Origin of the sequence: Paenibacillus sp. RC334 (assembly GCF_030034735.1) — a bacterium.
Lineage (GTDB): Bacteria > Bacillota > Bacilli > Paenibacillales > Paenibacillaceae > Paenibacillus > Paenibacillus terrae_A.
Map to the genome: position 1 here is coordinate 20,515 of NZ_CP125370.1, position 14,264 is coordinate 34,778.

General features: G+C 47.8%; 15 protein-coding genes, 2 pseudogenes and 1 riboswitch. Of the genes and pseudogenes, 9 read left to right on the top strand and 8 right to left on the bottom strand.

What is annotated here, in order from left to right:
* Positions 1–160: 160 nt before the first annotated feature.
* Both QMK20_RS00100 and QMK20_RS00105 read left to right on the top strand, forming a co-directional pair.
* The gene (locus tag QMK20_RS00100) at positions 161–454 is read left to right on the top strand and encodes a hypothetical protein (protein ID WP_283656162.1); all 294 of its coding nucleotides are present in this window, start codon (positions 161–163) and stop codon (positions 452–454) included.
* A gap of 118 nt (positions 455–572) precedes the next feature.
* On the top strand, positions 573–872 hold the full coding sequence (locus QMK20_RS00105) for a 4a-hydroxytetrahydrobiopterin dehydratase (RefSeq protein WP_007428083.1): 300 nt from the start codon (positions 573–575) through the stop codon (positions 870–872).
* 75 nt (positions 873–947) lie between these two features.
* On the opposite strand, the gene QMK20_RS00110 is transcribed toward QMK20_RS00105, so the two are convergent.
* The 4 genes from QMK20_RS00110 to QMK20_RS00125 all read right to left on the bottom strand — a co-directional run bounded on the left by QMK20_RS00110 (position 948) and on the right by QMK20_RS00125 (position 5,538).
* Positions 948–1,454 carry a GNAT family N-acetyltransferase gene (locus QMK20_RS00110; RefSeq protein ID WP_283654098.1) on the bottom strand — a complete coding sequence of 169 codons (507 nt, stop codon included), beginning with the start codon at positions 1,452–1,454 and terminating at the stop codon, positions 948–950.
* A gap of 304 nt (positions 1,455–1,758) precedes the next feature.
* Positions 1,759–2,259 carry a C40 family peptidase gene (locus QMK20_RS00115; RefSeq protein ID WP_044646841.1) on the bottom strand — a complete coding sequence of 167 codons (501 nt, stop codon included), beginning with the start codon at positions 2,257–2,259 and terminating at the stop codon, positions 1,759–1,761.
* A gap of 4 nt (positions 2,260–2,263) precedes the next feature.
* Positions 2,264–2,401, bottom strand: a riboswitch (cyclic di-AMP (ydaO/yuaA leader).
* Positions 2,402–2,686: 285 nt separating this feature from the next.
* Positions 2,687–3,514 carry a hypothetical protein gene (locus tag QMK20_RS00120; RefSeq protein WP_283654099.1) on the bottom strand — a complete coding sequence of 276 codons (828 nt, stop codon included), beginning with the start codon at positions 3,512–3,514 and terminating at the stop codon, positions 2,687–2,689.
* An 11-nt stretch (positions 3,515–3,525) separates the two neighbouring features.
* Positions 3,526–5,538, bottom strand: a complete 2,013-nt coding sequence (locus QMK20_RS00125) for a M1 family metallopeptidase (protein ID WP_283654100.1) — start codon at positions 5,536–5,538, stop codon at positions 3,526–3,528.
* Between the two features lie 124 nt (positions 5,539–5,662).
* On the opposite strand from QMK20_RS00125, the gene QMK20_RS00130 reads away from it, so the two are divergent.
* The 3 genes and pseudogenes from QMK20_RS00130 (at position 5,663) to QMK20_RS00140 (ending at position 7,358) form a co-directional block, all read left to right on the top strand.
* Positions 5,663–6,169 (top strand): YwhD family protein, encoded by a 507-nt coding sequence (locus QMK20_RS00130; RefSeq protein WP_283654101.1) that lies wholly within the window; start codon positions 5,663–5,665, stop codon positions 6,167–6,169.
* A gap of 7 nt (positions 6,170–6,176) precedes the next feature.
* A pseudogene (locus QMK20_RS00135) lies at positions 6,177–6,353 on the top strand (helix-turn-helix domain-containing protein); the annotation flags it as partial.
* A gap of 498 nt (positions 6,354–6,851) precedes the next feature.
* Positions 6,852–7,358 (top strand): PTS sugar transporter subunit IIA, encoded by a 507-nt coding sequence (locus QMK20_RS00140; RefSeq protein ID WP_283654102.1) that lies wholly within the window; start codon positions 6,852–6,854, stop codon positions 7,356–7,358.
* 118 nt (positions 7,359–7,476) lie between these two features.
* On the opposite strand, the gene QMK20_RS00145 is transcribed toward QMK20_RS00140, so the two are convergent.
* A complete protein-coding gene (locus tag QMK20_RS00145; RefSeq protein ID WP_283654103.1) occupies positions 7,477–8,226 on the bottom strand; it encodes an MBL fold metallo-hydrolase in 750 nt (249 codons plus the stop codon).
* A 225-nt stretch (positions 8,227–8,451) separates the two neighbouring features.
* Here QMK20_RS00145 and QMK20_RS00150 point away from each other — a divergent pair, with 225 nt between their 5' ends.
* On the top strand, positions 8,452–8,997 hold the full coding sequence (locus QMK20_RS00150; RefSeq protein ID WP_283654104.1) for a histidine phosphatase family protein: 546 nt from the start codon (positions 8,452–8,454) through the stop codon (positions 8,995–8,997).
* 36 nt (positions 8,998–9,033) lie between these two features.
* On the opposite strand, the pseudogene QMK20_RS00155 reads toward QMK20_RS00150, so the two are convergent.
* Positions 9,034–9,348 (bottom strand): annotated as a pseudogene (locus QMK20_RS00155) (WYL domain-containing protein); the annotation flags it as partial.
* Position 9,349: 1 nt separating this feature from the next.
* Entirely contained in the window at positions 9,350–9,742 is a 393-nt protein-coding gene (locus tag QMK20_RS00160) for a VOC family protein (protein ID WP_283654105.1), read from the bottom strand.
* A 122-nt stretch (positions 9,743–9,864) separates the two neighbouring features.
* Here QMK20_RS00160 and QMK20_RS00165 point away from each other — a divergent pair, with 122 nt between their 5' ends.
* Both QMK20_RS00165 and QMK20_RS00170 read left to right on the top strand, forming a co-directional pair.
* Positions 9,865–9,999, top strand: a complete 135-nt coding sequence (locus tag QMK20_RS00165) for a hypothetical protein (protein WP_283654106.1) — start codon at positions 9,865–9,867, stop codon at positions 9,997–9,999.
* Between the two features lie 357 nt (positions 10,000–10,356).
* A complete protein-coding gene (locus QMK20_RS00170; protein WP_283654107.1) occupies positions 10,357–10,854 on the top strand; it encodes a transporter in 498 nt (165 codons plus the stop codon).
* Between the two features lie 144 nt (positions 10,855–10,998).
* On the opposite strand, the gene QMK20_RS00175 is transcribed toward QMK20_RS00170, so the two are convergent.
* Positions 10,999–13,056, bottom strand: a complete 2,058-nt coding sequence (locus QMK20_RS00175; RefSeq protein WP_283654108.1) for a transglycosylase domain-containing protein — start codon at positions 13,054–13,056, stop codon at positions 10,999–11,001.
* A 317-nt stretch (positions 13,057–13,373) separates the two neighbouring features.
* On the opposite strand from QMK20_RS00175, the gene speE reads away from it, so the two are divergent.
* A complete protein-coding gene (speE, locus tag QMK20_RS00180) occupies positions 13,374–14,201 on the top strand; it encodes a polyamine aminopropyltransferase (RefSeq protein WP_283656163.1) in 828 nt (275 codons plus the stop codon).
* Positions 14,202–14,264 lie beyond the last annotated feature (63 nt).

Below are 14,264 nucleotides of genomic sequence, written 5' to 3' on the forward strand. Positions count from 1 at the left end.
TTGAATCCTTTCATGCCGCCGGGGTCGTCCTTGCCCCAGGCACGTCATTACAAGACGGATTATAGTATTTATCGACAAAACTCTCTTTTTTGTTAAGTACGAATTTCCGGTATAATAAGGTGATTATGTAATGAATGGTGGAAGAATTGGAGGAAATGGCATGGGAGTGAAGCACGGACGGGAGTATGAACAAATTTTGAACGATTTGACAGAGGCTGTGGGACGCATTCCAGATAGCTATGAATTTTTCGAAATGGAAGCAGAAGATTGGGACAGACTGGACCCGGCAGGGCGTCAGGAAGTCAATGAAGCGCTGGCTGAAGATCTGTTTTATGCACTGGGTAAAGAGCCCGTTATCGCTGTGGGCAGCGGCGTTGTCATCTATGAACCGGAGCAGCACCGTATCTATGTGCTCATTGGAGATGAGGAGCTGACGTCGGTACCTTTGATTTGAACAGGCCGTTTTATGGATTTATCAACGGGGCCGTGGTAATATGGACACCAATATATCGTAGTTTTGGTCGCATTCAAGCGGCTGAAAGGCTTCCGTATAAACAGGGAGGAGTCGTATCATGCCTTTTACACAAGAAGAGATTGAAGCACATCTGGAGAAGCTGGAGGGCTGGGAACTGGAGGAAGGACGATGGATTGTCCGGAAATATAATTTTTCCAGTTTTATGAAAGGGATTGCATTCGTGGATGAAGTTGCTGCTATATCGGAAGCATTTAATCATCATCCATTTATTACGATTGATTATAAGACCGTGACCCTGCGTTTAACCTCCTGGGATGACGGTGGCATTATGGCCGTGGATATTAAGGAAGCCCAACAATATAATGAAGCTTTTGAGAAAATGCGTAGCAGTCATTGAGCTAATCGTGGTCTGTCGTATGATAAAAGCGCCTTCGATATACAACAATGCAGTTGTATGCCGAAGGCGCTTTTATCATAGAACATGAGGCTGGTGGTCGGGATGATATACCATACAATGAAATGGCTTCTTGCCATCGGGAGTCTGACGTTCATAGGTATCCGTAAGCTCAAATCCGGCTGCCTTGTAAGCCCGGATGGCGCGCCCATTCCAAGTCAGGACCTCCAGATCAATTTCATTCTCAGGGTTGCGTCGTCTGGCTTCCTCGGCAATTGCACGGACAAATTCGGCGCCTCTGCCATGTCCACACAATCCGGGATGCATTCCCAGACCTAGCCGGGTCACGCCAATCATCGGGAAATATTGAGCAAATCCGGTTAGTATGTTCTCGTCATCCAGTACGGCTACATATTGCTCCTGGCGAAGCGAGGGGTTTCCAAATTCGACCTCAAGCGCCTTCATTTGTTCCCAAGGTAACCAGCCGTATATATTGTAGGGTGAATCATAGCGCCACTCACATATCGCAGCCGCCTGCTGCTCGTCCATCGGCACGATTCGGTAGTTAGATATTGAGGCCGGCATGTCTTCCCATCCTCCTTTTACAAGTACTTAAACCATTAACAACAGATTGTAGACAAGTTGCAGGGGATTGGCAAGCGTGTTTATTTCATACCCAAGTCGGGTATACATTCAATAAGAAGGCTTTACTGCTCATATACTCCCCCCCGTCGTGACGGTAAAACCGACGATGTTCGCAAAAACTGAAACCTTTTGAGGTGTCAGTTCGTCAGTAAAAATAACGTTTCTGATGTTGCGGACATAAAAAACCGCAATTCGATTCCGGCCAGAATCAAATTGCGGCTCAGGTTAGCTTGCTGTTCGTTAGTTATTCTACGTTGTCGTCATCAGGAGTTTCAGAAGCTACAGCGTGGTAAGCATCTGTGCTCATAATTCTTTTGGCACCGACATATCGGTTAGCGTAATAATTTTCGTTCAGTGAGCTAACAACTACACCACGTGAAGATGAGGAGTGAGCAAATTTCCCTTCACCCATGAAGATACCTACATGGGAAATGCCTCTACCTGTGGTGTTGAAGAACACCAGGTCTCCAGGTCTCATTTCATCGCGGGATACGGAAGATCCCATTTTGAATTGTGATCCGGATTGATGCGGCAGTTTAATTCCCAGTTTTTGATATACATACATTGTGAAGCCGGAGCAATCGAATCCGTCGAGTGTAGTGCCTCCGCTTCTGTAGCTCGTTCCTTTGGTATCTTGGATGACCTGGTCCATCTTGGAGTCTGCAAATGCACTGCCGCCACCGAATGTAAAAGATGTAAAGGCAATGGCAAGACCCATGGCTGCGATTGTTAGTTTCTTCTTCAAAAAAAAATACCCCTTCCAATGCCTGCGAGGTTAGCTTAAGGATTCGGTAGAAGGTTCCCCTATGACCACTCTGTTGCGAGATCAATTCACCCAAACTGGTTCCCCCGCTTCCTAGGTGCCAGGAATTAGGCTTAACTTAAGATGTGCACCTTGGAGAGCAGTATTCACGATAACGATGTTTTTAAGGTAAAGGTTACAATAAAGATTACAAAGTTGTTACTATCAGTTCACTGCGATTATTGTAACAAAGTTGGCTGGCTTTGGCAAATGTTTCATCGCAAAAAATTACAAAAAAATCTGCTCCCTTTATCGCGGGAACAGATTTTGTTAAGAGTATTCAGTTATGTGCCGTTTACATGGATAGGAGTGGATATAGATAGTTGCCTTTCGACAGCCAGAAATTGCTCAGGAGGAACGGAGTGGGGGTTCAACCTCTGTCGGAGATATCGGTATGCCATAGGCGGTACTGTGAACTGATGTGCCATAGCCTGACCAGACTGGTAACAAAATGATACGTTTGCTGGAGAATGAGTGCCAGCATGCCAGTCCAAATCATCGCCACCGTGCCGAATAGGCCAAGGACAAGCAGCACACCTGCGCCGAGCAGAAGCGAAATACCGATAGCCGGAAGGATTTGGCGAAAGAAGGCGAGCAGCGACGACAGTATGGCGTGACCACCTACGGTGCCTAGCTGCATGTACAGGATGCACTGGCGGATGAACCAGCCATAAGCGATCCAACCGATGGCATAGGGCAGCACATGCAGCAGATAGGCGGGAGATTGCAGCGCCCCGGCTACGATAGGGTAGAGCCTCGGCACCACCCAGAAAGCAGGGAGCAGCAAGAGCCCAAGCTCGATGACGTAATAGATCAGCGATGATAAACCATGACGTTTCATTCCACGGAAAAAAGACAGACTTTGCGGCTCGGTCGCATGGGTGTGCAGACTTTGGTATATTCCCGCCCGGATGAAGGGGGTAATCAGTATACGCAGCACCGTTGCCCCCAGTAGTATCCACAGATACATATGAACCTCCCGGTTGTCTGTCAGGGCAATCTGGCTCTCCATCCAAAACAAGGTCTGCCCCAGTTCATTTTGACCCTGATCAGGGTAGCGCAGTAGTAGGGGAATAACGGCGGATTGTACCACCCGATAGAGAAAAACGCCCCATAGCAGTCGATACAAAAATAGAATGATGACAATATAAAATTGTATGCGCACAAGCGCCCAGCCTTCTTTTATAACGGTACGCATCTATAGACACCTCACCATGACAGACTTCCAAGCAGTGTCTCCAGCAGCTTGGTTACACTTATGCTCCAACGGGTCTGGGTTTTTTCGTTCAGTTCGTCCTTCAGACTGTTATTGATATGCTTGTTCTCCAGCGCAATCGTGTACAGTGGATCAACAATCACATGGGAGACCGGAGATGCACTTTTGAGTCGATAGGTGGTGCTTTTGCCCATGCCGTCCCAAGCCTTGAATATCGTTGTACCGTCCTTGAAGGTAACTTGAACAGGGACCTTGGGATAATCTGCCCCTTTTTTGCTGAGTGTGATGGTTGCTTCGTATCCGTTGGCCAGCTTGCGGTTCGTAATGCGATCCACTGAAAAATCCGCCATCTGGCCGTCGTATACATATTGTTCAAAATAGTGGCTCCACGAACGTCCGGTGACTCTTTCGACGATACGCTGAAAATCCTGTGAGGATGGATGCTTGAATCGGTAGGTCTGGACGTAGGTACGCATAATTCGGTCCATTTTTTTTACGCCGACCTGGCGTTCAATGCCACGCAGCACCAGCTTACCCCGAGAATAGGCATTTTGTGCATATTTAATAGCTGAGCCGTACTTCCAGGACTCACGGTTTAACGGCTGCGGGGAAGATACCTGTCCAGACTGTAACGGCAAGTTGGGGATAAGTCCGTACTCTTGCTCCATGAGCCGTTCCTCTGCATAAGAGGTAAAGCCTTCATCCAGCCATGGTTCCTCGAATTCGTTGTTTGCCACCATTCCATAGAAATATTGATGCCCAATCTCATGAATGACTGTCCGCTCCAGACTATAGCCTGGATTCAGGTTATCAGCCGCTGCAGCCGTAATGAGTGTGGGATATTCCATGCCGCCCGCGCCGCTGCCTGCTTTGGGTGGTACAACGATGGACAGGGTCGAATATGGATAAGGCCCGTACCACTTGCTGTAATAGGAAAGAGCGGCCTTGGCTGCGCTCATATAGCGTCCCTTGAGCTCCTTGTGCGATGGGTCGAGATACAGTTTGATTTTGACACCCGGCACCTCGGCAGAGGAAAATGGCTCTTCTGCGGCTACAAAATTCGGTGAAGCGGCCCATGCAAAGTCGTGCACGTCATCGGCATAGAATTGATATATTTTTTGCCCATTTTGCCGGACTGCTCCACGGGTGGGGAATCCAGTTGCAGCCACGATGTATGTTTCAGGCACTCGAATCCGCACACTGTAAATTCCGAAATCGGCGTAAAATTCGGAGTTTCCATGATACTGATGCAGATTCCAGCCTTCCTCGGCGCGTCCACGCTGTCCTGCGGTTTCGTAGACGCTAAGTTTGGGAAACCATTGACCCGCCATGACAAAATCATCTGTTGCGCCCATACGTGCGAAGATGGCGGGTAGCTTTACCTCAAACTTCATATATAATGTAATGCTTTCACCACCTCGGACTGGCTTGGGGAGACGTACCTTCATGAGCGAGCGGTCGTTCACGTTACCGTCATCCGGCTGCACGTATTGAGTCCGGTGCAGGAGGGATAAACCGTCTTCCGTTTTAAGTTCAGTTAGTGTCATGGAGCCAAAGCCGTTCTTGGGCATGGTGTCGCCGCGCAGCTTGCCCCCGGATTCCTTCATGAAGGTGGTTTCCATGGAAGAGAAGGCATTGGGGTACAGATGCAGGTACAGATCGTTCACGGTTTTGGTGCCCGGATGCTTCCATGTAAGCGTCTCGGTGCCCCGCAAAACCTGTCCTTCTTCCAGAGACACGTCAATGTGGTATTCCACCACACGCTTGCTAAGAATCTCCGAAGCAGGCTGTGGAGGACTTTGGGGTACGTCAGGCAGGATGTTTGCCCCCAGAGGCTTGCCCATGTTTGGCGCAAGCGCAGACTCCGACTGGGAATCGTACGGCGGTTTGCCCAAGGATTGCGGATCGGACTTAGATTCAGGCTGCCAGGCAAACCATAACGTCCCTACGAGGAGACCGAGGGCTAGTGTAGACAATAAAACGATTTTGGTGCGTGCTGGGGTCATACAATGGATACCTCCCGTTGACAAGCATCTACAGCATGTATATGTTTGCTTTCGGGAGATTATTAGTTAAAATATTTATAGTGTAGAATGAGTGTCAAGACGGAAAATGGAGGCTTAGTGACGCATGAGTGAAAATCAGCCGGACGGCAAAAAACAGATTGCACTGAACATTGTCAGTGGCAAGAGTAAACATAAGGGCTTCGGCGCAGGTTCAATCGACCTGAACAGCATGTCCCCGGTCATTATTGACCGCGGCGAGGCCAAAATTGATGTCGGTGCTATGCATGCCAAAAGTAAAGTAGAACGCGGGATTAAGTTTTCTACCAATAAAGAGGATGTACCAAACGGACGCCAGGTTTGGCTGGTATGGGTAGCCGTGGACCGCACACCCGAAGGACGTGTGTACGGCGGCGCGACTGCCTGTGAGATGCTGATTGACGACGAAGCCAAACGCGGCTGGAAAATCCTCGCCGATCACGTCAACCGTATGGATTACGCGCTCAAGCGTCGTTTCATGCTGGAGGATCTCGGCAGTCAGGATAAAGCAGCACTCAAAAGCCTGCTGATTTCTCATAATGAGGAATGGTGGGACGCTTCGCCTGAGGAATTGAAGCAGGCGCTGGAAGGGTAAGCGGAAGATCAACCACAGAAGCAGTTTCTCCGTATTTGGAGGAACTGCTTTTTTAACGGAGCTGATGAGTTTATCGGGACTTAGCAGAAATTTAATCAATAAATTATATCGCGAGACAAATATAGAAACGACCCAATTGGAAACTTTGTTTAAGCTTTGTGATGCTTTCAATTGCAAGCTTTCATACCGATTAAGGCAGATAAATGATGCTATTGTATTTTGGGGATTAGGCCTTGTGGCTATTCTATTAGGTATGAAGTCAGATATGAAATTAAGAAATCATAAAGATGATAAGAACAAAAACGAAAATTTGTAAAAAGCACCGAGTAAATAATTCATCAATCGAAGTAACTACATAGGAGCATAAATATTTACCTTTGGTGAAATTGGGTTACATGTTAAAATGTTTTGAATATAATCAAAGAAAATGAATTTCTTAAAAGGATCTAACCCATGATTTGTTGGAGCATATCAAAGTAACAAAATCATAATTGTTGATATATGTGGTTATTTGACTGATAGCGCCTTGACATCCTGGAAAGGCATTCACTATAATTCAAATAGAAATCGGTTCCAAAATCCGGTTTTTATTTATATCTTTTGTGGAACCGGTTCCTAAAAGAGTGTAGTTAAGTCATGTTCACTGTTTATGAATGTAATCTGTAGATAAGGTGGCATCGTTATGTTTAAATGGTTGAAAAAGAAGGCGGCTCCTCGTATTGAAGAATTCGACATGATAGCACCAATTAAAGGACAAGTGGTTTCCCTTGAAGAGGTTCCAGATCCTGCGTTCTCTACAAAGGCTATGGGGGAAGGCGTCGCTATTCATCCGTCTGAAGGCAGAGTCACGGCTCCTTTTACGGGGAAAGTCGCTCATGTGATGGAGAAAAGCAAGCACGCCCTGGTAATTGAGCATGAATGTGGTGTACAAGTTTTGATACATGTCGGGATTAATACCGTCTCACTCAAAGGGCAGGGCTTTAACCCTCATGTCCAAACAGGAGATAACGTTAAAGCGGGGCAATTATTGATGGAGTTTGATCTGGACGCTATTCAACAGGATGGCTTGCCGGTAATTACTCCGGTAATTGTTCCAGACGGGCAAGAAATGATCAGTCATGTGGAAATATTGGAAGGCTCGTCTGCTTCTCCTGATGCACCTGTATTGAGAGTCTATTTGAAAGCCTAGTCAGCATTCAGCTTCCTACTGCGTAAGATCATTAGGTAAATTCTTGGGGTTTAACAGTAAAATATGTAGGATAAGACTAACTGGAATTTCTGGTTAGTCTTTTCTTTAGATAAGTAAGTCACAAACCGCATATTTCAGATATCCGCCGATTACAATTGCCTCCGTAAAGCCCTCCATGAAAGCAAATCACTTTTTTAATATCATAGGGGAGCAGATTTTTAAGAGAATCTTTCGCCATGTTAAAATCATGACAGTATTGTGGATCTGGCCCCTGTAGCTCGCCACTCACTACGTTCAGAGCATCTCCTGCAATCAAAGTTTGACTGGTCTTATGATAGAAGCTTAGGTGTCCCGGTGTATGACCAGCAGTATCTATAACTACGATCCCTCCACAAAAGGGCAATTCCTCCCCAGCAACGATCGTGGAGTTTACGGCAGCCTTCGGGGGATTTTCAAGTGTGCGCCGGAATGCATGTCTCCACTCTACCGGGACAGATTCGGGCATGGAGTTTACAGCTTGAGTTATCGCTTCTGGTGTCAGCTTTATAAGCTGCTTTTCTCCCTGTATATAGGGCTTTTCGATAGAACTGGAAAACACCTGAACTGGGGATGAACAAGTCCGAATTACATCTGCCAAACTGCCGATATGATCAAGGTCCTGGTGTGTAATGAATATGGAGGTAAGTTTATGTATGGTGAATCCGGTACTTAGAATAGCCTCTTGTAAAAGCGGTATTTGCCCGGGGTAAGTCGTGTCCACTAAAATCATATTATCTTCGTCCCACATTAAGGTGGGGTGAATGCTCTCTGTTCGTCCCATGATGGTAGAAGAAACCTGAAGTATCTGTATTCCCTTGTCCAATTGCATCGAATCCTCCTAAAAGAGTTGATGTAATACAAAGGAATCGTATCACGAAATTAAAATATGTAAACCTTAATTATAACATAAAAATAGTTATTTGTCAATATATAGAATTCTAAATTTGTGTGACAATGACTCTTGCAAAGAGTGCTTTTTTATTTTATTCAGGTTTAATCAGAGGTTCACAAAAGTAGAGAAGTGTAACTAACTTTACTGGTTAGGAGTGATTACGTGAAGAAGATTTACTTTGCGAGACATGCCAAAGCAACAGGACAGGAGCCAGATGCCCGACTCACCGATGAAGGTATCCAACAAGCTGAGCAATTGGCTGATTTTATGGAGAATGTAGGTGTGGAATATATCGTATCCAGCCCGTGGGAACGGGCCGTGCAAACCATTCAGCCTTTGGCTGAACGGAAACAGTTGCAGGTGTATACTGATCTACGTCTTCAGGAACGGGTGCTTAGCCGTGTGCATTTAGATCATTGGATGGACGTGCTGAAACAGACCTATCTGGACGAGGATTTGAAGCTGGAGGGAGGGGAATCATCCCGTGAAGCGGCAGATCGAGGAATACAGCTTGTTCAGGAGCTTATAGAACGGACAGAAAAAACGATCATCATTGTAACTCATGGGGCTCTGTTGTCACTTCTCATTCGACATTACGATTCGCAGTTTGGGTTTGAGGAGTGGAAAACACTTTCGAATCCGGACGTATATTTGCTTGAAATCAAAGAAGCAGAAGCCCAGATTCGCAGAGTGTGGACTACGGAGTGAAATTAGTGAAGTGCGTTTACCATAGAAACAATAAGCCTGGCAATACCATAATCCGTTCATTGTATAAATACCGAGTGGCTGGATCATCCTTTCTCGACGCGTGGCTGCTTCATAAACAATTGTAATGACGCGTTGTTCCAGCGCACTCTCCAGTAGCTCTCTTAGGAAAGGCACTTCTATGTCATGCGGGGGTATCCAGAAGACAAGCCGCTGCTGCAATTGTTCGATCTTTTGCTTAAGTTCACTGGATAGATAATGAAAGGACTTGTGCAATGCGGAATCCACTTCGTTTTTAAAGGGGAGAGATTTGTAATTCCGAATTTTGCGAATTGGTATATTAGCTTTAAGCATGTTACCCTTTTGCCAGATTCAATTGCCATGAAACTCCGTATCTGTCTTCAACCCACCCAAATAGTTGGCTTACGGGCGAGGCCTCAAGGGGCATTAGAACTTGACCTTCCTGCGATAGCTGATCAAACACTTGGTGAATTTCTTCTTCCGAATCACAGGTGACGAATAGCGATAGGGCCGGGGTAAAAGGGTGCTTGTCCTGATGATTTTGGTCAATAGCCATGAAGGTTTGTCCTTTGAGGGTGAATACAGCATGTAACACGGCTCCGTTCTCCTGATGAAGTACGCTGATGATGTCCGACGGCTTAAACACAGAGGTATAAAATTGTATGGCTTCTTCTGCTTGACCGGAGAACATAAAAAATGTTGTAATTTTTGGGTTGTAATTTTGCATCAGATCAGCTCCTTGGACTGGATGGTAGATGCTAATATTTTCCCGCTTTTCGAATAGAAATATTCAACCATAAAAGAAGCACTTCATGAGGATATACATATATGTGAAGGGAGGATAACAGAATGATGGACACAACAGAGAGGCTTGTGGAAATGTTCGGTTCAGGCAAGAAGCTGGATGCCAGCATCATTTCCGCCTATACGGATGTGGTTGTCCAATATGGGACTGGTACATCTTCCATGCGAATCGTATCGTGAACAACTGGCGGCCGAATTGGATAAAGCGATGGATCAAAGCTTTTCAATGAATTTTTACCTTTATTAAGCTTTAAATGCACTCAGGCAGATATCATTCCGCGATTGGTACATTGGGGGGAGCAATATGCTTATCGGTTGCTGGATCAGTATCATGAGCTGAGAAAACGAGTTGAGATTAAGATGGTGCATGAAATCGAGCTGGCGCATGTTCGGACAGGGAGTTAATTGGGTCAGGATAGAACTTTTGATGAAAAGGGACGAAATAGCGGAATGCGGCGACGGTATGGGGATTCGCCCAGTCCACGGGCTGATGTCCCGCATAGGATACATCAGCCTAGAACACAAGGAGTGAAACACATGTCTTTAATGCCACAGGTCCCTTTCGGAACGCAACCGGGAACTCCGGGCCCATTCACACCGTCAGGTCCCTCGCTTCCACAATTTCCTGGCACACAGGGTTCGTTCCCGTCACCGATGGGACCACCACCCGGGGGAGGGTCTTTTTCGCCACCGCCGCAGGGGCTTTTTGGCCCACCATCAGGGCCAGGGCCGCTTGGCCCTATAGGACCGGGATCCCAAGGTCCACTCGGACCCCAAGCTCAAGCGCCAACAGCCCCACCACCGCAATTTACGCCACCAAAGCCACTGGTCACGGCCTATGCTATTGACCCTTTAGCCATCTCCGGGTGTTTGTTCCGCAACACGTTTGTATGGCTGACGAATGGGGAGCGCTTCTGGCTGTATCCCATCTTTGTAGGCAGAACATCCGTAGCGGGATTTCGGTGGAATGGTCGTTTCTGGACTTATTATGGTGTAGACACCAACCGTATCGAGTCGTTTAGCTGCTTTTGGTAAGCATACCTTTGGGGAAAAGCGTACCGGAAGGGGAAGCTGCGGATAATCGTGGCAAGAGAGATATATGGGAGATATGAGGAAATAAAATGAAGTAAAAAAGGACTGAGAGAAGCGCTTATAGCGTTCCTTCAGTCTTTTTCGTGATTAATCCATCCACCATCGCTTGAAATTGCTCCACCATGATTTCTTTTCTGCCTGCCGCTCCGTTTGGTCAGTCTGTGCCGCTGTCGGTGGGTTATTCTGTCCTGACAGCGTTTCCTTCGGCTCCGTGCCGCTGACGAATACCTCCAGCCGCTTATCCGGACTGTCCGGCGCAGCCAGCTTGCCGCTGGCCGGATCAATGTAGGCGCTGACGACGCCGTCAGGAATGGGAAAGATTTTGGGCGGCACATTCTCCAGTGCTTTCTCCGTATACTGCGCGAAAATCGGTGCCGCCCGCCGGGCATCCTGCGTGCTGATGGCCTTGCCCTTGTCATAGCCGACCCAGACGGCGGTGGACAGCTCGGGTGTGAAGCCAACCATCCACGCATCGGTGTTGGTCGTGCCGCTCTTCCCGGCAACCGGGCGCTTGATCAGCTTCGCGACCCGGTTGCCGGTGCCGCCTTCCTCGAACACGCCTTCCATAAGGCGTGTGAGGACGTAGGCAGAGGCGGGCTTCACTACCTGCACCGGAGCGGTCTGCGGTGCTTCATAGAGCGACCGCCCGGCCGCATCGGTGATGCGCAGCACCGCAACCGGTGCGACCTTTTGCCCGCCGCTGCCGATGACCGAGAAGGCCGAGGCCATCTCGAACGGGCTGACAGGCGATACGCCCAGCGCGAGGGAAGGCACGGGCTTCAGCTCGCTCGTAATGCCCATTTTGCGGGCGAGGTCCATGACCTTGTCTGTCCCCACCTTCAAAATGGTGCTTACAGCATAAATATTATCGGACGCCGCAATCGCACGCCGCAGATCGATTTCGCCCAAATATTTGTCTCCAAAATTTTTGGGCTTGTAGGTTTTACGGTTGTTGTCGTAGTGGAACAACGTCGGTCGGCTTTCGAACTTGGACGTACTTGTCAATTCGCCAGAATCCAGTGCGCTCAGATACATAATCGGCTTAAAGGACGAGCCAGGCTGCCGGGTTGTGGCAAGCGCATGATTATACTGATTGCCGACATAGTTGGTCCCTCCAACCATGGCCTTCACATGCCCGCTGCGCGGGTCAATGGAGATCAACGCCGTTTCCAGTCCGTTGCTGTTCTTCATGCCCTCGTCTACAGCCGCCTCGGCTGCTTGCTGCATGTGCATGTCCAGCGTGGTATAAATGCTTAGGCCGCCATGCTCCAGCACACTTTCACTAATTCCCAGCTGGTTCGTTGCAAGCTGGCGGATGTAGTCGCGGAACCAGGGGGCTGTTTCTACCGTCCGGCGCTGGCTCTCGGGCCGCAGGGCAAGCATTTCCTCATAGGCCTTGGTAGCTTGGGCTGGAGTAATTTTGCCGGTGAGCGCCAAGGAATCCAACACAATTTTTTGCCGATCCTTGGCGTTTTTCATATGATTATACGGCGAATAATAGGTCGGTCCCTTCGGAATACCTGCCAGCAGGGCGCTTTCAGCCAAATCCAGATCTTTTGCGGACTTACCGAAATACATCTGCGAAGCCGCTTCAATGCCGTAGGCACCGTGACCATAATAGATTTCATTCAAATACATTTGCAGCAGCTCTTTCTTGGTGTACTTCATTTCAAGCTGCGCGGTATAGATGGCTTCCTTGGCCTTACGTGTCCATGTTTTCTCATGAGATAGATACAAATTGCGTGCAAGCTGCTGAGTCAGCGTGCTGGCTCCTTGCGACATATCCCAATGGGTCAGATTGACAAGCACGGCCCTGCCCAGGCCTTTGAAATCAAAGCCAAAATGATCGTAAAACTTCCGGTCTTCCACAGCCAGCGTAGCTGCAATCAGATCGGGTGAAATTTGATCCAGCTGGACAGGAATGGATTCCTTGCCTCCGGCAGAGAAGGTGGCAATGACTTGGCCCTGGCTATCGAGCAGACGCGAATTCCGGTCCGTATCCGCGAGCGGGAGACTGGTGGTATATAAATAGGCGAGCAGAATGCAGGCAGCGATGACCGTCAGAATGGTGAGTGACAGCAGTCCCTGAAACCATCGAAGCCAGAGCGGCTTGCGTTTGGGGAATTGCCCGGTTGTAGCGGCCATCTTGCCACCTCCTTCCATGGTTGATGTTCTCAGTATTGTCAATCCGAAAGCGTCTATTCATCAGATGCGTGTACGTGTGTATTTTATACGAGATCGAGTCTAAAAAGGCTTTTTCAGGTTATCCAAGTATCGCCTATAAGCAAAAGTGTGAAAGTACAGTGTGTTTGGTACAATAAATATAGCAAATCCGGCGTGTGCGTATTGCAGATATTAAGGAAGTCAATGTTTATATTGCCACGACCAGAACCGCCAGGGCGCGGCCTGAACGATAAAAGGATTGTCGGACACATAATTTGATGAGAAAGAAGGTTGAAATGATGGATTTGTGGTTTACAGAGAAGCAAACTCCCTCTTTCGGCATTACAGCAAAAATCAAACAAACGTATGTCTCTGAGAAAACGGAGTTTCAGGATCTGGCGATGATCGAGACAGAGGAATTCGGCAACATGCTTGTACTGGATGGTATGGTAATGACTACCGTGAAGGATGAATTCGTATATCACGAAATGGTAGCACATCCCGCTTTGAATACCCATCCGAATCCGAAAAAGGTTCTGGTTGTGGGCGGCGGCGATGGCGGAGTTATTCGTGAGGTTATCAAGCATCCTGAGGTGGAAAAGGCTGTGCTGGTTGAGATCGATGGCAAGGTGATCGAATATTCCAAACAATATTTGCCCGAAATCGCCGGGAAGCTGGATGAGCCCAACGTAGAAGTACTGGTTAATGATGGATACATGCACATTATTGAGCATAAAAATGAATACGACGTGATTATGGTCGATTCAACAGAGCCGGTCGGTCCGGCAGCACCGTTGTTCGAGCGCGGGTTTTACCAAGGTATTTTTGAAGCGCTGAAGGAAGATGGTATTTTCGTGGCGCAGTCGGACAACCCTTGGTTCAAGGCTGACTTGATTCAGAAGGTCAACAAAGATGTGAAGGAGATTTTCCCGATTGTACGTGTGTACGGTGCGAATATTCCAACCTATCCGAGTGGTCTCTGGACATTCACGCTGGGGAGCAAGAAGTATGATCCGCTGGAAATAGACGAGGCACAAATTCCAGAGATGGATACTCGGTATTACAGTCCCCGTTTACACAAAGCGGCGTTTGTATTGCCTAAATTTGTGGAGGATTTAACGAAGTAGAGAGCAAAACGAGCTAAATATACATCCCAATATCACCGTGTTATGACATAAAATAAATGTAAC

Bases quoted from the DNA above. Each gene is read 5' to 3' on its own strand.
- QMK20_RS00140 (WP_283654102.1), top strand. From the start codon at position 6,852: ATGTTTAAATGGTTGAAAAAGAAGGCGGCTCCTCGTATTGAAGAATTC.
- QMK20_RS00145 (WP_283654103.1), bottom strand. From the start codon at position 8,226: ATGCAATTGGACAAGGGAATACAGATACTTCAGGTTTCTTCTACCATC.
- speE (WP_283656163.1), top strand. From the start codon at position 13,374: ATGGATTTGTGGTTTACAGAGAAGCAAACTCCCTCTTTCGGCATTACA.
- QMK20_RS00130 (WP_283654101.1), top strand. From the start codon at position 5,663: ATGAGTGAAAATCAGCCGGACGGCAAAAAACAGATTGCACTGAACATT.
- QMK20_RS00165 (WP_283654106.1), top strand. From the start codon at position 9,865: ATGATGGACACAACAGAGAGGCTTGTGGAAATGTTCGGTTCAGGCAAG.
- QMK20_RS00100 (WP_283656162.1), top strand. From the start codon at position 161: ATGGGAGTGAAGCACGGACGGGAGTATGAACAAATTTTGAACGATTTG.
- QMK20_RS00110 (WP_283654098.1), bottom strand. From the start codon at position 1,454: ATGCCGGCCTCAATATCTAACTACCGAATCGTGCCGATGGACGAGCAG.
- QMK20_RS00175 (WP_283654108.1), bottom strand. From the start codon at position 13,056: ATGGCCGCTACAACCGGGCAATTCCCCAAACGCAAGCCGCTCTGGCTT.
- QMK20_RS00160 (WP_283654105.1), bottom strand. From the start codon at position 9,742: ATGCAAAATTACAACCCAAAAATTACAACATTTTTTATGTTCTCCGGT.
- QMK20_RS00170 (WP_283654107.1), top strand. From the start codon at position 10,357: ATGTCTTTAATGCCACAGGTCCCTTTCGGAACGCAACCGGGAACTCCG.
- QMK20_RS00105 (WP_007428083.1), top strand. From the start codon at position 573: ATGCCTTTTACACAAGAAGAGATTGAAGCACATCTGGAGAAGCTGGAG.
- QMK20_RS00120 (WP_283654099.1), bottom strand. From the start codon at position 3,514: ATGCGTACCGTTATAAAAGAAGGCTGGGCGCTTGTGCGCATACAATTT.
- QMK20_RS00125 (WP_283654100.1), bottom strand. From the start codon at position 5,538: ATGACCCCAGCACGCACCAAAATCGTTTTATTGTCTACACTAGCCCTC.